General features: G+C 68.1%; 16 protein-coding genes. 8 read left to right on the forward strand and 8 right to left on the reverse strand.

All coding sequences use genetic code 11. The features are described 5' to 3' along the window. Positions 1-75 precede the first annotated feature (75 nt). Positions 76-654, reverse strand: coding sequence for a TetR family transcriptional regulator (locus tag SNAS_RS19920; RefSeq protein ID WP_041625065.1), 579 nt, complete (start codon positions 652-654; stop codon positions 76-78). Positions 655-682: 28 nt separating this feature from the next. Further along, on the reverse strand, positions 683-1,912 hold the full coding sequence (locus tag SNAS_RS19925; RefSeq protein ID WP_013019262.1) for an MFS transporter: 1,230 nt from the start codon (positions 1,910-1,912) through the stop codon (positions 683-685). Positions 1,913-2,067: 155 nt separating this feature from the next. Here SNAS_RS19925 and SNAS_RS19930 point away from each other — a divergent pair, with 155 nt between their 5' ends. From SNAS_RS19930 to SNAS_RS19940, 3 genes are read left to right on the forward strand one after another with little or no spacing between them, the layout of a single operon-like run. Next, positions 2,068-2,682 (forward strand): type 1 glutamine amidotransferase family protein, encoded by a 615-nt coding sequence (locus SNAS_RS19930; RefSeq protein WP_013019263.1) that lies wholly within the window; start codon positions 2,068-2,070, stop codon positions 2,680-2,682. After that, the gene (locus SNAS_RS19935) at positions 2,679-3,125 is read left to right on the forward strand and encodes a MarR family winged helix-turn-helix transcriptional regulator (RefSeq protein ID WP_013019264.1); all 447 of its coding nucleotides are present in this window, start codon (positions 2,679-2,681) and stop codon (positions 3,123-3,125) included. Before SNAS_RS19930 ends, SNAS_RS19935 begins: the two co-directional genes overlap by 4 nt. A 38-nt stretch (positions 3,126-3,163) precedes the next feature. Then, positions 3,164-4,255: a winged helix DNA-binding domain-containing protein gene (locus SNAS_RS19940; RefSeq protein ID WP_013019265.1), complete on the forward strand. Its 1,092-nt coding sequence runs from the start codon at positions 3,164-3,166 to the stop codon at positions 4,253-4,255. Between the two features lie 147 nt (positions 4,256-4,402). On the opposite strand, the gene SNAS_RS19945 is transcribed toward SNAS_RS19940, so the two are convergent. Together SNAS_RS19945 and SNAS_RS19950 are read right to left on the reverse strand one after the other, a co-directional pair. Then, the gene (locus SNAS_RS19945) at positions 4,403-5,320 is read right to left on the reverse strand and encodes a hypothetical protein (RefSeq protein WP_013019266.1); all 918 of its coding nucleotides are present in this window, start codon (positions 5,318-5,320) and stop codon (positions 4,403-4,405) included. Positions 5,321-5,357: 37 nt separating this feature from the next. Continuing rightward, positions 5,358-6,173, reverse strand: a complete 816-nt coding sequence (locus tag SNAS_RS19950) for a MerR family transcriptional regulator (protein ID WP_013019267.1) — start codon at positions 6,171-6,173, stop codon at positions 5,358-5,360. 171 nt (positions 6,174-6,344) lie between these two features. Here SNAS_RS19950 and SNAS_RS19955 point away from each other — a divergent pair, with 171 nt between their 5' ends. Then, on the forward strand, positions 6,345-7,196 hold the full coding sequence (locus SNAS_RS19955) for a serine hydrolase (protein WP_013019268.1): 852 nt from the start codon (positions 6,345-6,347) through the stop codon (positions 7,194-7,196). Here SNAS_RS19955 and SNAS_RS19960 read toward each other — a convergent pair. After that, positions 7,193-8,176, reverse strand: a complete 984-nt coding sequence (locus SNAS_RS19960) for a GlxA family transcriptional regulator (RefSeq protein WP_013019269.1) — start codon at positions 8,174-8,176, stop codon at positions 7,193-7,195. The two genes, SNAS_RS19955 and SNAS_RS19960, sit on opposite strands and share 4 nt — an antisense overlap. Before the next feature lie 97 nt (positions 8,177-8,273). Between SNAS_RS19960 and SNAS_RS19965 the strand changes: the two genes are divergently transcribed. Then, positions 8,274-9,044 carry an NAD(P)H-dependent oxidoreductase gene (locus tag SNAS_RS19965; protein WP_013019270.1) on the forward strand — a complete coding sequence of 257 codons (771 nt, stop codon included), beginning with the start codon at positions 8,274-8,276 and terminating at the stop codon, positions 9,042-9,044. Positions 9,045-9,499: 455 nt separating this feature from the next. After that, on the forward strand, positions 9,500-9,865 hold the full coding sequence (locus SNAS_RS37705) for a hypothetical protein (protein WP_041626571.1): 366 nt from the start codon (positions 9,500-9,502) through the stop codon (positions 9,863-9,865). A gap of 3 nt (positions 9,866-9,868) precedes the next feature. Here the strand turns inward: SNAS_RS37705 and SNAS_RS19975 are convergent, their stop codons facing one another. Both SNAS_RS19975 and SNAS_RS19980 read right to left on the reverse strand, forming a co-directional pair. Continuing rightward, complete coding sequence (locus tag SNAS_RS19975; RefSeq protein WP_013019272.1) at positions 9,869-10,489, reverse strand: mycothiol-dependent nitroreductase Rv2466c family protein; 621 nt, start codon at positions 10,487-10,489, stop codon at positions 9,869-9,871. A gap of 48 nt (positions 10,490-10,537) precedes the next feature. Continuing rightward, entirely contained in the window at positions 10,538-11,203 is a 666-nt protein-coding gene (locus tag SNAS_RS19980) for a TetR/AcrR family transcriptional regulator C-terminal domain-containing protein (RefSeq protein WP_013019273.1), read from the reverse strand. A gap of 103 nt (positions 11,204-11,306) precedes the next feature. Between SNAS_RS19980 and SNAS_RS19985 the strand changes: the two genes are divergently transcribed. Both SNAS_RS19985 and SNAS_RS19990 read left to right on the forward strand, forming a co-directional pair. Then, positions 11,307-12,032, forward strand: coding sequence for an NAD(P)-dependent oxidoreductase (locus SNAS_RS19985; RefSeq protein ID WP_013019274.1), 726 nt, complete (start codon positions 11,307-11,309; stop codon positions 12,030-12,032). After that, complete coding sequence (locus SNAS_RS19990; RefSeq protein ID WP_013019275.1) at positions 12,029-12,742, forward strand: DUF4386 domain-containing protein; 714 nt, start codon at positions 12,029-12,031, stop codon at positions 12,740-12,742. Before SNAS_RS19985 ends, SNAS_RS19990 begins: the two co-directional genes overlap by 4 nt. Here SNAS_RS19990 and SNAS_RS19995 read toward each other — a convergent pair. Beyond that, a complete protein-coding gene (locus SNAS_RS19995) occupies positions 12,702-13,832 on the reverse strand; it encodes a chitinase (RefSeq protein WP_013019276.1) in 1,131 nt (376 codons plus the stop codon). The genes SNAS_RS19990 and SNAS_RS19995 overlap by 41 nt on opposite strands. Between the last annotated feature and the right edge of the window lie 234 nt (positions 13,833-14,066).

Consider the following 14,066-nt stretch of genomic DNA (forward strand, 5'->3'; position numbering starts at 1 on the left):
TGGGGATCGCGACGCTACCAGCGCCTTACGACGCTCGCCTCGGTCTCAATACCGAGCTGTCCTCAGTCTCTGGTCCTAGGCCTCGGGGGCGGGCCATGGCAGCAGGATCCGCAGCGCGGCCTCGAAGTCGGCGGCGGTGTATTCGCGGTTCGCCAACAGCGCCCGCAGCAGCAGGCCGTCGAAGGCGGACACGAACAGGTCGACCCGCACGGGGTCGGTGGTGAAGCGGCGGGCGAACTCGGCCGCGGCGGCGGCCCACAGTTCGGTGGACTCGCGCAGTTCCGGCCGCCGGGCCGCCAGCAGGAACAGCTCGTATTCGGCCAGCAGGTGCCCGTCGGGTTTGGCGACCAGGTCGGCCATCATCGCCGCGATCGCGGGGCGGCAGTCGACGTCGTCGGGCAGCGAGTCGGCGATGACGCGCAGTTTCTCGGCGTCCTCGCGCATGCAGGTGGACAGCGCGTCGCACAGCAGGTCGTCGATGCTGGCGAAGTAGTAGGTGGACGCGGTGGTGGGCACGTCGGCCTCCCGCGCGACCGTCCGATGTGTGACGCCGGAGACGCCGTCGCGCGCGACCACCCGCAGCGTGGCGTCGATGAGCGCGCGGCGACGGCGTTCGCCCTTGGCCCGGCGTCCGTCGATGGTGGACTCAGACAGTGTCGCCTCCTGTGTTCGGCGACCGAGCCTACCCGGCGGCGCTGGTCACCGGCATCCTTTCGGTGGCCCCTGGTCGCGAGCGCAGCGCCCTGGTCAGCATCCGCAGGCCGACGGTCGCCGCGGCCAGGGCCAGCACGCCGCCGCACAGGGCGACGGTGAAGCCGGTGGTGGCGCCGAAGGCGTCCACGACGAAGCCCGACGCCCCGGCTCCGGCAGCCATGCCGATACTGACGCCGGTGGCGGCCCAGGTCAATCCCTCGGTGAGCTGGGCCGGTGGCACCAGTTTCTCGATGAGGCTCATGACGATGATCATCGTGGGCGCGAAGAAGGCTCCGGCGACGAACACGGCGGCCGACAGGCTCGCGATGTCGGCGGCCAGCAGGAACGGCAGCGTGGTGGCGGCGGTTCCGGCCGCGCCGATGACGAGCTGTTTCGGCAGCGCGATGCGGGGCTTCCAGGCACCGAAGGCCAAACCGGCGATGCCGGAGCCCAGCGCGTAGCAGGTGGCGACGATTCCGGCGGCGGCGGTGATGCCCTGCTGTTCGGCGAAGGCGACGCTGACGACGTCGACGGTGCCGACCACCACTCCCCCGGCGAACAGGACGAACACCAACAGCCGCAAGGGTGCGCGCCGGATCGCCGAGCCGCCGCCGGTCTCGGCGGGGCGGGGTGCGGGTTCGGTGCGGCGCTGTACTGCGAAGGCCGCGACCCCGGCGACCAGCAGCACGATGGCCAGCAGCGGCCCGGCCTGCGGGAACACGGCGGTGGACAGCAGGATCGACACCGCCGGTCCGGTGACGTAGGTCAGTTCGTCCACGACGGACTCGAAGGAGTGGGTGGTGGTCATGGCGTCGCTGCCCCGGTAGATCTCGGTCCAGCGCGCCCGGACCATGGCGCTCATGGTCGGCAGGGTTCCGGCCGGGACGGCGAAGGCGAACAGGGTCCAGGCGGGCGCTCCGAAGTGGGCGCTCAGCAGGACGCCGGTGATGGACGCGGCGCTGACGGCCATGGCGGGCACCAGGATCCGGCGTTGTCCGTGCCGGTCGACCAGTCGCGACACCAGCGGGCTCAGCAGCGCCATCGACAGCGTGAACGTGGCCGAGACGGCTCCGGCGAGGCCGTACTGGCCGCGCAGTTCGGACAGCATCGCGACCAGGCCGATGGGCAGCATCGACTGCGGCATCCGGGCGACGAATCCGGCGAGACTGAAGCGCAGACTGCCTGGGGCGGCGAAGATCTCGCGGTAGGGCTTGAGCACGAAGTCCTCCCTTCAAGAAACTGGGACTATCGTTCAAGTTTTTATCACGCGGACGCGAGCCCGCCCAGACATCCGAAGGGTGGGGTCCATCACCATCAATTGACAACATGCTGTCGATATGACAGACTTCTGTCATAACAATCAGGAGGAATGAAATGACCAAGTCAGTGCACGTCGCGATCTACGACACCCTCGCGGACTGGGAGATCGGGCACATCACGGCCCACATCAACAACGGCGAGTTCCAGCGCGAACCCGGCCAGTACCAGATCGTCACGGTCGGCGAGACCGCCGAACCGATCACGACCATGGGCGGGCTGCGCGTCACCCCGGACACCACACTGGACCAGGTCTCGGCGGCCGACAGCGCCATGCTGATCCTGCCCGGCGCGGCGACCTGGGTTCCCGAGGGCAACAAGGCTTTCCGGGCCAAGGCCCGCGAGTTCGCCGAAGCCGGGGTGCCGGTGGCGGCGATCTGCGGCGCCACCTTCGGCATGGCCGCCGAGGGCCTGCTGGACGAGCGCGCCCACACCAGCAACGCCCCCCAGTTCCTCACCATGAGCGGCTACAAGGGAGCGTCGAACTACCGCGACGAACTCGCCGTCACCGACGGCAACCTCATCACCGCCAGCGGCATCGCGCCGGTCCACTTCGCCCGCGAGGTCTTCGCGCTGCTGGGCGTCTACGAACCGTCGGTACTGGAGTCCTGGTACAAACTGTACGGTCAGCAGGACCCGTCCGGATACTTCGAACTCATGGAGTCGGCGTGACACAAGAAGAACAGGACCTGTTGAGCGGTGCGGCCTTGACCTCGTTCCGGCTCAGTGGCCAGTTTCTCGCGGTGGCCGAGAAACTGGCCCGCCCGGTGGGGCTGACGGCGGCCTGGTGGCAGGTCCTGGGCGCGGTGCTGCGGGAACCGCTGCCGGTGGCCGGGATCGCCCGCGCCATGGGCATCACCCGCCAGAGCGTGCAGCGCATCGCCGACCGGCTGGTGAACGACGGCCTGGCCGAGTACCTCCCCAACCCGGCCCACCGCCGCGCCCAGCTGGTGCGCCCCACCCAGGCCGGTTACGACGCCGTCCGAAAGATCGACCCCGCCCACGCCGCCTTCGCTCACCGCCTCACCCAGGCGATGGGGGCCGAGGAACTGGAAGCGGCGCTCAAGGCGATGACCACCCTGTCGCGTGTGCTGGACGACCTCGACGCCGAGTAACCCCACTGGTGTCGCCACCCTTGGCTAGGGTTCGCAGCATGACCGACCGACGCCAGGTACTGCGATTTCGCGTCCACGCCCAGCAGCTCGACCGCACCAGCGGCGGACTGGCCGACACCACCGTCCTCGACTTCGGCGTCCAGGAGACCGGCCCCGACGGAGCGGGCTGGGCGCTGGCGATCCGTGGCGTCGACGTCGCCAACCTCGCCGCGACGGATCTCATCACACTGTGGACCCTGCGGGGAGCGCCCCACCGCTACCGCCGCGCCGATGCCCCCGACGTGGCCGCGGCGGTGGCCCCGTACTCCGACGCCGACGCGGGCAAACGCATCTTCGACGCCTCGAAACCGTTGAAGGCGGCCGGAATCGGCAACGTGGAGGCACTGGACGAAGTGGCCGGACAACTGCGCCGCCTCGTCACCGAACCGATGGTCAAGGGAGACGTGTCGGGACGGCTCAACAAGGTTCTGGACGAGCCGTATCTGCGGTTCTGCCGCCCTTGCGACGCGATCCACATCTACGAGCAGCCGTTTCGGCTGGCGGCGATCCGCGCCGGGCTGGAGCTGCGACCGGGGACCTCGCCGCCGGTACTGGAGCCGATCCCCGGGTTCAAGCCGTCGGCCACGGCGGACGAACGCTTCGACCTGGTGCGCTGCTACCTGCGACTGCTGGGCCCGGCGACACCGAAACAGGTCGCCGAGTTCCTGGACGCGCCGGTCAAGGACGTGAAGGCGCACTGGCCCGAGGACGTCGTGGCGGTGACGGTGGACGGCGAGGAGCGCTGGCTGCTGGCGTCCGATGAGGAGGCTCTGCGATCGGCGGCGGGTAAGGCGACGCGGCTGCTCGGGCCATACGACCTGTTCCTACAGGGACGGGACCGCGCCACGATCCAGCCGGACAAGGCGCGGGCCAAGGAGCTGTGGCCGGTACTGGGACGGCCGGGCGCGGTGCTGGTGGACGGCGAGCTCGTCGGGGCGTGGCGGCCCCGTAAGTCCGGCAAGCGGATGAGCGTAACCGTCAAACCGTGGCAGACCATCGCCGCCGCCACCCGCAAGGCCATCAGCGAGCAGGCCGAGCGGCTGGCGGCGAATCGCGGGGCGGAACTGTCCACGATCGAGTTCGACGACTGAAGCGCGGCCGGGTGCCGCGACTGCGTCGCGGCAGTCGGGCCACGGGCCACGGGCCACGGGCCACGGGCCACGGGCCACGGGCCACGGGCCACGGGCCACGGGCCACGACGAGCGTGCCTCAACCGGCCTGGCTGACCACAGTTCTGGCTACAGCGCTGCGGCCAGCTCGAAATAGGTCGGGGCCAATCGGCGCATCGTTGCCGCCGCGCTCTTGTTGTTCCCCGCGACGAGGTCGTACTGCAACCTTCCTACTAGTCGCGACTGCCGCGCCGCGATCCTCGCGGCTGCTGGCTGGTCGATATCGGACAGAGCCACGGCGGCATCATTGAGACGGCGCGCGCCCACACGCACCGCGAAGTGAACCAGGTGCCCCCTGGTCTCCTCGTCCAGGCCACTCTCGGTCAGCTCGGCCAGACGATGAAGGGCCGCTTCGGTTCCCAGCGTTCCGGGTGGCACCGTGCCGTCGTACGCGTTGGTCAGCCATCGAACGGCACCAGGCAGCGCCGCGCGAAGAGCCTCGCGCACATCCACGTCCCGCTCCTTGACGAAGTCGGTGCGCATCACGAACGGCGGGTCAACCCATGGCACCAGTTCGGCGCGCCAGGCTTTGGCGAACTGGGCGACGGGAAGGGTGGCATAGGGGTGCCCATGCGGATCGTGCATGACGACGACGTCATCGTCGACCTCGAGCACGACGACCCAGTGGTCGGCCCCGATCGCACCCGTCATGGTGGGCTGATGCGACAGCAGCCCCATCTCGACCGGCCCGACCATGACGGGGCCACGCTTCACCGCCTCCCGCAACATCGCTACAGCGGTATCCGCGTCACCGCCGACGTTGCGCTCGCACCGCCAGCCCAGCAGTCGCAGGGCGTCGTCGATGCCGAGGTCCGGGTCCCAGCCGTAGGGGTCGAACAGCGGCAGCTTTCCGCCCAGCAATTGCATCCCGAACGGGGAACCGGTGAGCACTTCAAGCCGCGACGGACCGGGAGTCTCCGGCCCGAGCATCATCGACAAACTGTTGGCGTAGCAATACGGTCCGGAACCGGTGTAGGGCAGGCTCATCTGCCATCTCCTTACTGTGAGGGGTGTCGAACGGTCGTCAGTGTTCAGCCGTAATGGATTCCTGCAGTTCTGTCACCCACTGCGCCGGGTCGGGCGGGCACTCCAGGTTGACCTCCCGCGCGTAACCGGTGCTGCGATACCCGTTGGCGTCGATCCACCGGGCCAGCAGCTGCAACGAGGCGTCCGACTCGTCCATCGCACCGTGGTGGATCACCGTCGCCGCCTCGATCGCGGGCAACGTCACCACCGACAACTCCGAACGCTCCGACGCCTCGGCGGGCACCGGAAACGCCGCGTGCACCAGCACCCCGTCACCCCGATCCTCATACGACGCGACCGCCGGACCCACCGGCGTCACACCCGCGTCATCGAGCAACCGGCACAACCGCGAGTACAACGGCCTGATCACGGGGGTGATGTCGACCGACGCGTAACTGTCAGCCGGTGCCGTCAGCTCCGCGACCCGGGTGGCAGCGACCCGTTTGACCACGACCTCGCCGCTGGGCAACCGCCCCTCGGCCTCGATCGCCGACAACCGCGCCTCGATACCGGTGAGCCGATCCCGGGCGGCGGCCAGTTCGGCCGCCGCCTCGGCCCGACGCAACCGCAGCATGCCCCGCAGCTCGACCGTGCTGACCTGCTCGTCCAGGAACGTCGCGACCTGCTCCAGCGTGAACCCCAGGTCCTTCAGCGCGACGATCCGGTTGAGCCGCGCAAGCTGCGCGGCCTCGTAGTGCCGATAGCCGGTACCGGCGTCGACACGGGCCGGACGCAGCAGCCCGAGCGCGTCGTAGTGGCGCAGCATCCGCACCGACACGCGGCCCATCCGGGCGAAGTCTCCAATGGCAAACATGACGCCCCCAGTAGTAGTGGCTGACACCGTGTCACAGTCAACCGCTGTGACCCAGGTCATGACCTGCGAATGCTCGCAAAAGTCGGAACGACCACGAAGTCCATTGACATAGCTGAATACGCGGAATATCGTCCGAATGCGATACTGCCCCCGCTTGAAGGATCCGCCCCCATGAGATTGCCCGCCGCCGTCGTGACCGGCGTCGTCGCTGTCGTCGCCGTGTCCAGTGTGATCACCGGTACCACCCTGGCCATCGCCGACGGCAACGAGACCGACGCCCCGAAGCTGAAGAACCCGACCAGCTGTGTGTCCTCCGATCCGGAGCTGGCCGAGCGGCTGGCCAGCCAGCTGGATGCCGCCGTGGCCGCCAAACCCGACGGGATCGGTTTCAGCATCAGTGATCCGGTGACCCAGACCGCCTGTCACTTCGGGTCCGACCGGGTCATCAAGACGGCCAGCACCATCAAGGTGACCCTGGTGGCCGCCCTGCTGCACCTCGCGCAGGAGGAGGGGCGAGAGCTGACCCAGAAGGAGAAGGACAACAGTCACGCCGCCATCACCGTGTCGGACAACAAGGCCGCCACCGCGATCTACGAGCAGCTGGGGGCCGAGCGCATCGAGGCTTTCGTGGCGACTCTGGGCATGGTCAGCACGCAGGTGCGGCCGACCTGGGGTTCGTCGTCGACGACCAGTGCCGATCAGGAGATCCTGTTGCGCACCCTGACGAACCCGGGTGAGATCCTCACCGACCCCAACCGGGCGTACCTGCTGGACCTGATGGCCAATGTGGTGCCCGAACAGGCTTGGGGCACCACCGACGGGGCCCCGGACACCGTCACCAAGCACGTCAAGAACGGCTGGGTCGAGGAATACGGCTGGACCAGCAGTCTGGGCACTTTCGACGGTGCCGACCGCAACTACGTGATGGCGGTGCTGACCAACAACAGCACCACATTGGACGAGGGCATCGAGCGCATCGCCAAGGTGTCGCGGGTGGTCCACACCGAACTCAACGCCGTCTAGCCGACCGTGGTGCCCCGGAACGTCTGCCGGTAGGCGCGGGGCGAGACGCCCAGTACCGTCCGGAAGTGTTGCCGCAGTGAGGTTCCGGTACCGAATCCGGCTTCGCGGGCGATCCGGTCGACGGGTGTGTCGGTTTCCTCCAGCAGTTGCCGGGCCCGGTCGAGGCGCTGGTTGGACAGCCACTGGCCCGGCGAGATTCCCATCTCCTGCCGGAACCGGCGGGTGAAGTTGCGGGGGCTCATGGATTCCCGGGCGGCCAGTTCGCGCAGGGTGAGTGGACGGTGCAGGTGCCGCAGCGCCCAGTCGCGGGCGTTCTTCGTGGACGACTGCCTCGGTTCGGGTACCGGGCGGCGGATGTACTGGGCCTGACCGCCCTCACGGTGGGGTGGCACGACGGTGCGGCGGGCGACTTCGCCCGCGACCGCCGAGCCGTGGTCGCACCGGATCATGTGGAGGCACAGGTCGATGCCGGACGCCTCCCCCGCCGCCGTGAGGATCCGGCCCTGGTCGACGTAGAGGACGTCGGGGTCGACGTCGATGTCGGGGTACATGCGCTGGAAGCAGTCGACGCAGTTCCAGTGGGTGGTGGCGCGGCGTCCGTCCAGCAGTCCCGCCGCCGCCAGCACGAAGGCGCCGGTGCAGATGGAGGCGATGCGGGTCTCGGGACTGACCCGGCGCAGGGCTTCGACCAGCCAGGGTTCCACCGTGGGTGAGAGTTGGTGGTCGGCGTCGGCGGCCGGGACGACGATGGTGTCGGCCGCACCCAGGATGGTGATGTCGTGGGCGACGTTGATGGTGAACTCGGTGTTGGTGGTGACCACGCCGGGTTCGCGGGTGCAGGTCAGGACCTCGTACAGCGGTTCGCCGGTGGCGGAGCGGGCGCCGCCGAACAGTTCGTGCACGATTCCCAGTTCCATGGGCAGCACTCCGGCGCGGACCAGGACGGCGACCCGGTGGCGTTGTGTCGTGAATCCGGACATGGCTCGATTCTTGCACTTGTTGGCAATCGAGCCAGTGGTTCGTGAGCGGGATAACCCGCAGGATCGAAGCCGTCATCCGGTTTCGAAAGGACGCGACATGAAAACACTGTGGATCTACGCCCACCCCGAACCCCGTTCCCTCAACGGATCGCTGCGCGACGAGGGGGTGCGGACGCTGCGCGGGCTGGGGCACGAGGTGCGTGAGTCCGACCTGTACGCGATGAACTGGCGGCCGGTGGTGGCCGAGGATGACTTCCCCGGACGCCAGGCTGGCCGACTGTGGGTGGGCGACGCGCAGCAGACCGCCTACGCCGAGGGCACGCTCAGCCCCGACATCCTCGCCGAGCAGGAGAAGGTGCTCTGGGCCGACACCATCGTGATCCAGTTCCCGTTGTGGTGGTTCGGGATGCCTGCCATCCTCAAGGGATGGTTCGACCGGGTGTTCCTACAGGGCTTCGCCTTCGGCCTGGCGAACCCCGCCACCGGCAGGCAACGGCGCTACGGCGACAACGCCCTGTCGGGCAAGCGGGCGCTTGTCGTGACGACCTTCGGCGCCCGTGAGTCCAGTATGGGTCCGCGCGGCATCCACGGCGCCATCGACGATCTGCTGTTCCCGCTCCAGCACGGGATCCTGTGGTACGCGGGCATCGCCGCGCTGCCACCGTTGGCGATCGACGGGGCGAACCGGATGTCCGACGACGAGTACCAGCTGGCCGCCAAGCGGCTGCGCGAACGGCTGCGGAACCTGCCGGAGCAGACCGCGGTGCCGTTCCGCTACCAGGATCACGGCGACTACGACGCCGACCTGGTGCTGCGCCCGGAGCTTGCCCCGGGCGAGACCGGATTGAGCATCCACACCAGCCGATAATCCGATCGTCCGCGTAGTCGTGACCGGTTACCCTCGTCGCCGTGGAGACCTGGGAAACGACCGACAAGATCTACGCGGCCCTCGACCGGTTCGAGGATGCCATCGACGGCTGGCAGCGTCCGGCCGCCTATGGCATCCTCCGGTCCGACGGCTGCGAGATCGAACCGGTCCGGGTGAACCTCAACGAGCACTACCTTCCCGCCGTCATTCTCGCGACGGTGTGCGGACATTCCAGCGGCACCAAGTCCTATGACTTCGACGATGTGATGCTGGATCGGGCGATCGAGCTGCTCGCGCCCGCTGGAGCGTGTCCCGACTTCGACCACCCCAACCTGGCGGCCCTGCGCCGGGTGCGCGAGCACGGCAGTCCCTCCGATCTGATCGGAGTCGTCTTCGTCGATGACCTGGACGTCGTCCCCGCCGACGACTACATCCGCCATACCATTGGGGCGGCCCTGGACGGGCGGTGCGAGAACCCGGACGGGACGACGACTCTGTGGCGTCCGACCGGCCCACAGGAACTGGCCCTTGTAGAGCAGAGCGGCTGGCGGGCTTGGCCGCCGCGGCTGGCGGACCAGCCGATCTTCTACCCGGTCCTCAACGAGAACTACGCGGTCCGGATCGCCAGGGAGTGGAACGTCCCGGCCAGCGGCTCGGGCTTCGTCACGAAATTCCACATTGACACGCCTTACGCCCGCACCCTTCCGACGCAGCGGGCGGGTGGCAACAACGAACGGGAACTGTGGGTACCGGCTGAACGGCTGACCGAGTTCAATGAGCACATCGTCGGCACCATCGAGGTGACCCACCGGTTCAGCTGAGCCTCAGGCGTAGTCGGGCGGTTTCGGGGCGGTGGTCTTCAGCTCGTGGAATCCGTCGAACCCGGCCAGCGGCACGACGAGGTCCCACAGTCGCCCCGCCTCCTCGCCGCGCGGGATCCGCGAGATCACCGGGCCGAAGAACGCCACCGGCTCGTCCGACGGGCCGGTGGCGGCGATGACCGGGGTGCCGACGTGGTCGCCGACCAGGCCGATGCCGCGCTCGTGGGAGGCGCGCACGTCGACGTCCAGGTCGTCCGAGGTCGCGGCCTTGGCCAGTTCGACGGGCAGACCGGCCTCGGTGAGGGCGTCGGTGAACACGTTGTCGTCCCACTGTGGCTGGTCTTTGTGGAGCCGGTTGCCCAGCGCGGTGTAGAACGCCGCGAGCTTGGTCTTGCCCCGGTGCCGTTCGACGGCCGCGCACACCCGGACCGGGTACCACAGGTATCCCTCGGTGTCGCCCTCCGGATCGACCTCGCGGCCCTCGTTGAGCACCGCCAGACTCATGATGTGCCAGCGGATCTCGATCGGCCGTACCGTCGCGGCCTCGATCAGCCACCGCGAGGTCAGCCACGTGTACGGACACGACGGGTCGAACCAGAACTCGACCGGTTTCGCCTGCGTCATCAACGCCTCCTCAGTCCCGGCCAACAGTAGAACCGCCGCCGAGCAAGGTTAACGCCAGCCGTCGCGGTGCCGCCGCAGTCCATCCAGGACCAGGTCGAGTCCGATGTCGAACTCGTCGGTGACCGCGTAGCCGGGTTTCATGACGTGGCCGAACATCTCGGCGAAGTGCGGGTATTCCTCGCGAGGCAGCTGTTCCAGGATCGCGTCGGCGACGTCTTCGAGTTCGTCGCTCGACGTGAACGGCAGGCTCAGGTGCTGGAGCGTGAACCCGTAGATATAGGCGTCCAGTACCGAGAACGCGTGCGCCGCACCGGCGATCGTGAAACCGCCGTTGCGCAGGCAGCCGATCACCGCGTCGTGGTGGCGCATCGTCGCGGGGCCGGGGTTCTTGCGCGAGTCCATCAGGCTGATCGCCCACGGGTGCCGGGTCAGCGCGTCGCGCATCGAGGTGGCGCGCCGCCGCATCGCGGGCTGCCAGTCCTCGTCGCCGGGCAGTTCGATCTCGGCGAAGACGAGGTCGACCATGCCGTCGAGGATGTCGTCCTTGTTGCGGAAGTGGTGGTACAGCGCCATCGCCTCGACGCCGAGCCGTTTGGCCAGGCCTCGCATGCTCGGCACGCCGTCGCCGGTCTCGTCGGCCAGCGCGATCGCGGTGCGCAGCACCGATTCCTTGCTGAGCGGGTCGCGGCGGGTGGTGGGGCCGGACGGGGTCACAAGGTCCTCCTTTTTAGGTCCGTTCGGACGACTAGTCGACTTTACACCGTAAAGGCTACGCTTTACACCGTAAAGCTGACGGTTATGGATCGAGGAGAGACTCATGGAACAGCGAAACGGAAACGACACATCCGGTACCGGCAAACGGATCTGCGTCGTGGGCGCGTCCGGCAAACTCGGGCGCTACATGGTGCGGCACGCCCTGGAGCGGGGTTACGAGGTCGTGGGCGTGTGCCGGGCGAAGAGCGTCGACAAGCTCGCCGAGTTCGCCGGACGGATCACGGTGATCCCCGGCCAGACCAACGATCGCGAGATCATCGCCCGGGCGGTGAAGGGCTGCGACGCCGTGCTGACGGTGCTGGTGCCGTGGGGAATGCAGAACTATTCGTCCGGCACCGCCCAGGCCGTGCTGGACTTCGCCGAACCGGGCGCGCGGCTGGTGTTCTCCTGCGGCTGGCACATCACCCGCGACGGCCAGGACGTGTACGGCTGGAAACTGCGGCTGTTGGAGACCGTGATGCGCAAGACGGCGAAGCTGATCCGGTTCGTGGACCTCAACGACCAGGTCGAGGCCTGCCGCCGGATCTTCGCCAGCGACACCGCCTGGACGGTGGTGCGCGGCAGCGACCTGGAGGAGGGCGAGTCGCAGGGCCTGCCGGTGTGGAGCCGCCACGTCGGCGATCCCGTCCTGGCCAGCAACATCACCCGCCGGGTGGACTACGCGCTGTTCATGGTCGAGGCGGCCACCGACGACGACCTCATCCAGGAGGCCCCGGCCATCGTCGGCCGGCTGACCCCCTCGGCCCTGGCCCACGCGGGTCGGCGATGACCTCGCCGAGGACCCTCGCGCGGATCGCGGGCGGCCTCTACCTGGCCGTCGCCGTGTTCACCAGCCTGGCCGGGCTGGTGAACACGGGCATCGTCACACCGGACGACGCGACCGCCACGACCCGCGACATCGCGGAGTCGGCGACGCTGTTTCGGCTCGCTTTCGCGGCCGAGCTCGTCGGCGCCGTCTTCTTCCTGCTGACGGGCGTGGCCCTGTACCGGCTGCTCAACCACGTCGGCAGGCTCACCGCCGCCGTCATGGTCGGCTTCGTCGCGATCGGTGTCGCGATCCAGACGCTGAACCTGGTCAACCAGCAGGCGGCGCTGCGGATCGCGACCGGTCCCGGCCACGCCGAAGCCTTCGGCGAAGCCGGGACCCGACAGCTGACCATGCTGTTCGCCGACCTGCAACACGACGGGTACCTCATCGCCCAGACCTACTTCGGCCTGTGGCTGCTGCCGCTGGGCTACCTGGTCCACCGCTCGGGGTACTTCCCCAAGGCACTGGGCGTCCTGCTGGTCATCGGCTGCCTCGGTCACCTGACCGACGTGTTCACGCGCTTCCTCGCGCCGGAGTTCGGCGCGCGGATCTCGCTGTTCGCCCTGACACCCGCGGCGATCGCGGAACTGTCGTTCGTCGCGTGGCTGCTCGTCAAGGGCGCCAAGGCGTCTACGGCAGTCCGTTCAGGTACGGCTCATGCGCGTTCATGAACTCCCACTTGTAGTAGTTGTCCCAGTTGATCGACCAGGTCATCAGGCCGCGGATCGCGGGTGACGGGCCGCCGCGCAGTTCGTAGCCGCCGCAGTCCTCCCCTGTGGCCAGACAGCCGAGGGCCTGCTGCACCGCCTCGGGTGAGGTGTGGCCGTTTCCGGCGCTGGTGGCGGCCGGGACGCCGAAGCCGATCTGGTCCTCGCGCAGGCCCGGGAAGGTCTTTCCGGTGCTGGCCACCGGGAAGCCCGCCTTGACCATGTCGGTCATCGCGATGTGGAAGTCGGCGTTGCCCATGTTGTGGTACTGGCCGTCCAGTCCCATCACGGGACCGGAATTGTAGTCCTGTACATGCAGGACGGTCAGGTAGTCGCGCACCGCGTGGATCACCGGAAGGTAAGCGCCGGTGCGGTTGTCGCCGCCGCCCGCTCCGCCGTAGAACTGGTGTCCCACCTGGACGAAGAAGGTCTCGGGTGCCATGGTGAGGGTGAAGGCGTCGCCGTAGCGGGCCTTGAGCGCGTCCAGGGCGTCGATCAGGTTGACGATGACCGGGGTCTTGGGGTTCTCGAAGTCGGTGTCGCCGGAGTCGAGGTACAGCGAGTGTCCCTCGAAGTCGACGTCGAGACCGTCCAGGCCGTACTCGTCGATGATGCCGCCCACGGATTCGACGAACTTGTCCCGGGCGGCGGCGGTGGTCAGCTGGACCTGGCCGTTCTGGCCGCCGATGGACAGCAGCACCTTCTTTCCCTTGGCCTGCTTGTCCTTGATCGCGGCCTTGAACTCGTCCTCGGTTTCCACATTCGGACATTCCTCCTTGGGACACAGGTCGAACTGGATGTCGCCGGAGGTGACGGAGGTGGGTTCGCCGAAGGCGAGGTTGATGATGTCCCATTCGTCGGGGACCTCGGACATCGGCAGGTAGCCGGATCCGTTGGCGAAGCTGGAGTGCAGGTAGCCGATGAGGGCGTGCTTCGGCAGTTCGGCCCGGTCGGGCGGGTTGGGGTCGGCGTGTCCGGCCGAGGTGGTGGTGATGGCCAGCCCGGCCGCGAGTACCGGGATCGCGGCGAGGCTGAGGACGCGGGTTCGTTTCATGACGGGCTCCGGGGAGAGGGTCTGACGGACACCCAATCGTAAAGTTACTTAATTGCATACGTCAATACGTTCGGACGCGGCATCCGCTCCCGAAACCCCTGCGTAGCCGCCGAAGCGGTAACCACCGCATAACACAAATGCCATGAAACTGGTAGTGGCCCCCATACTACGTTTTTAATCCTTTCACGACCCATAACCAGCCAACTCGGCCCACTCTCACAGATCCGTTGTGGC

Source organism: Stackebrandtia nassauensis DSM 44728 (genome assembly GCF_000024545.1).
Taxonomy (GTDB): domain Bacteria; phylum Actinomycetota; class Actinomycetes; order Mycobacteriales; family Micromonosporaceae; genus Stackebrandtia; species Stackebrandtia nassauensis.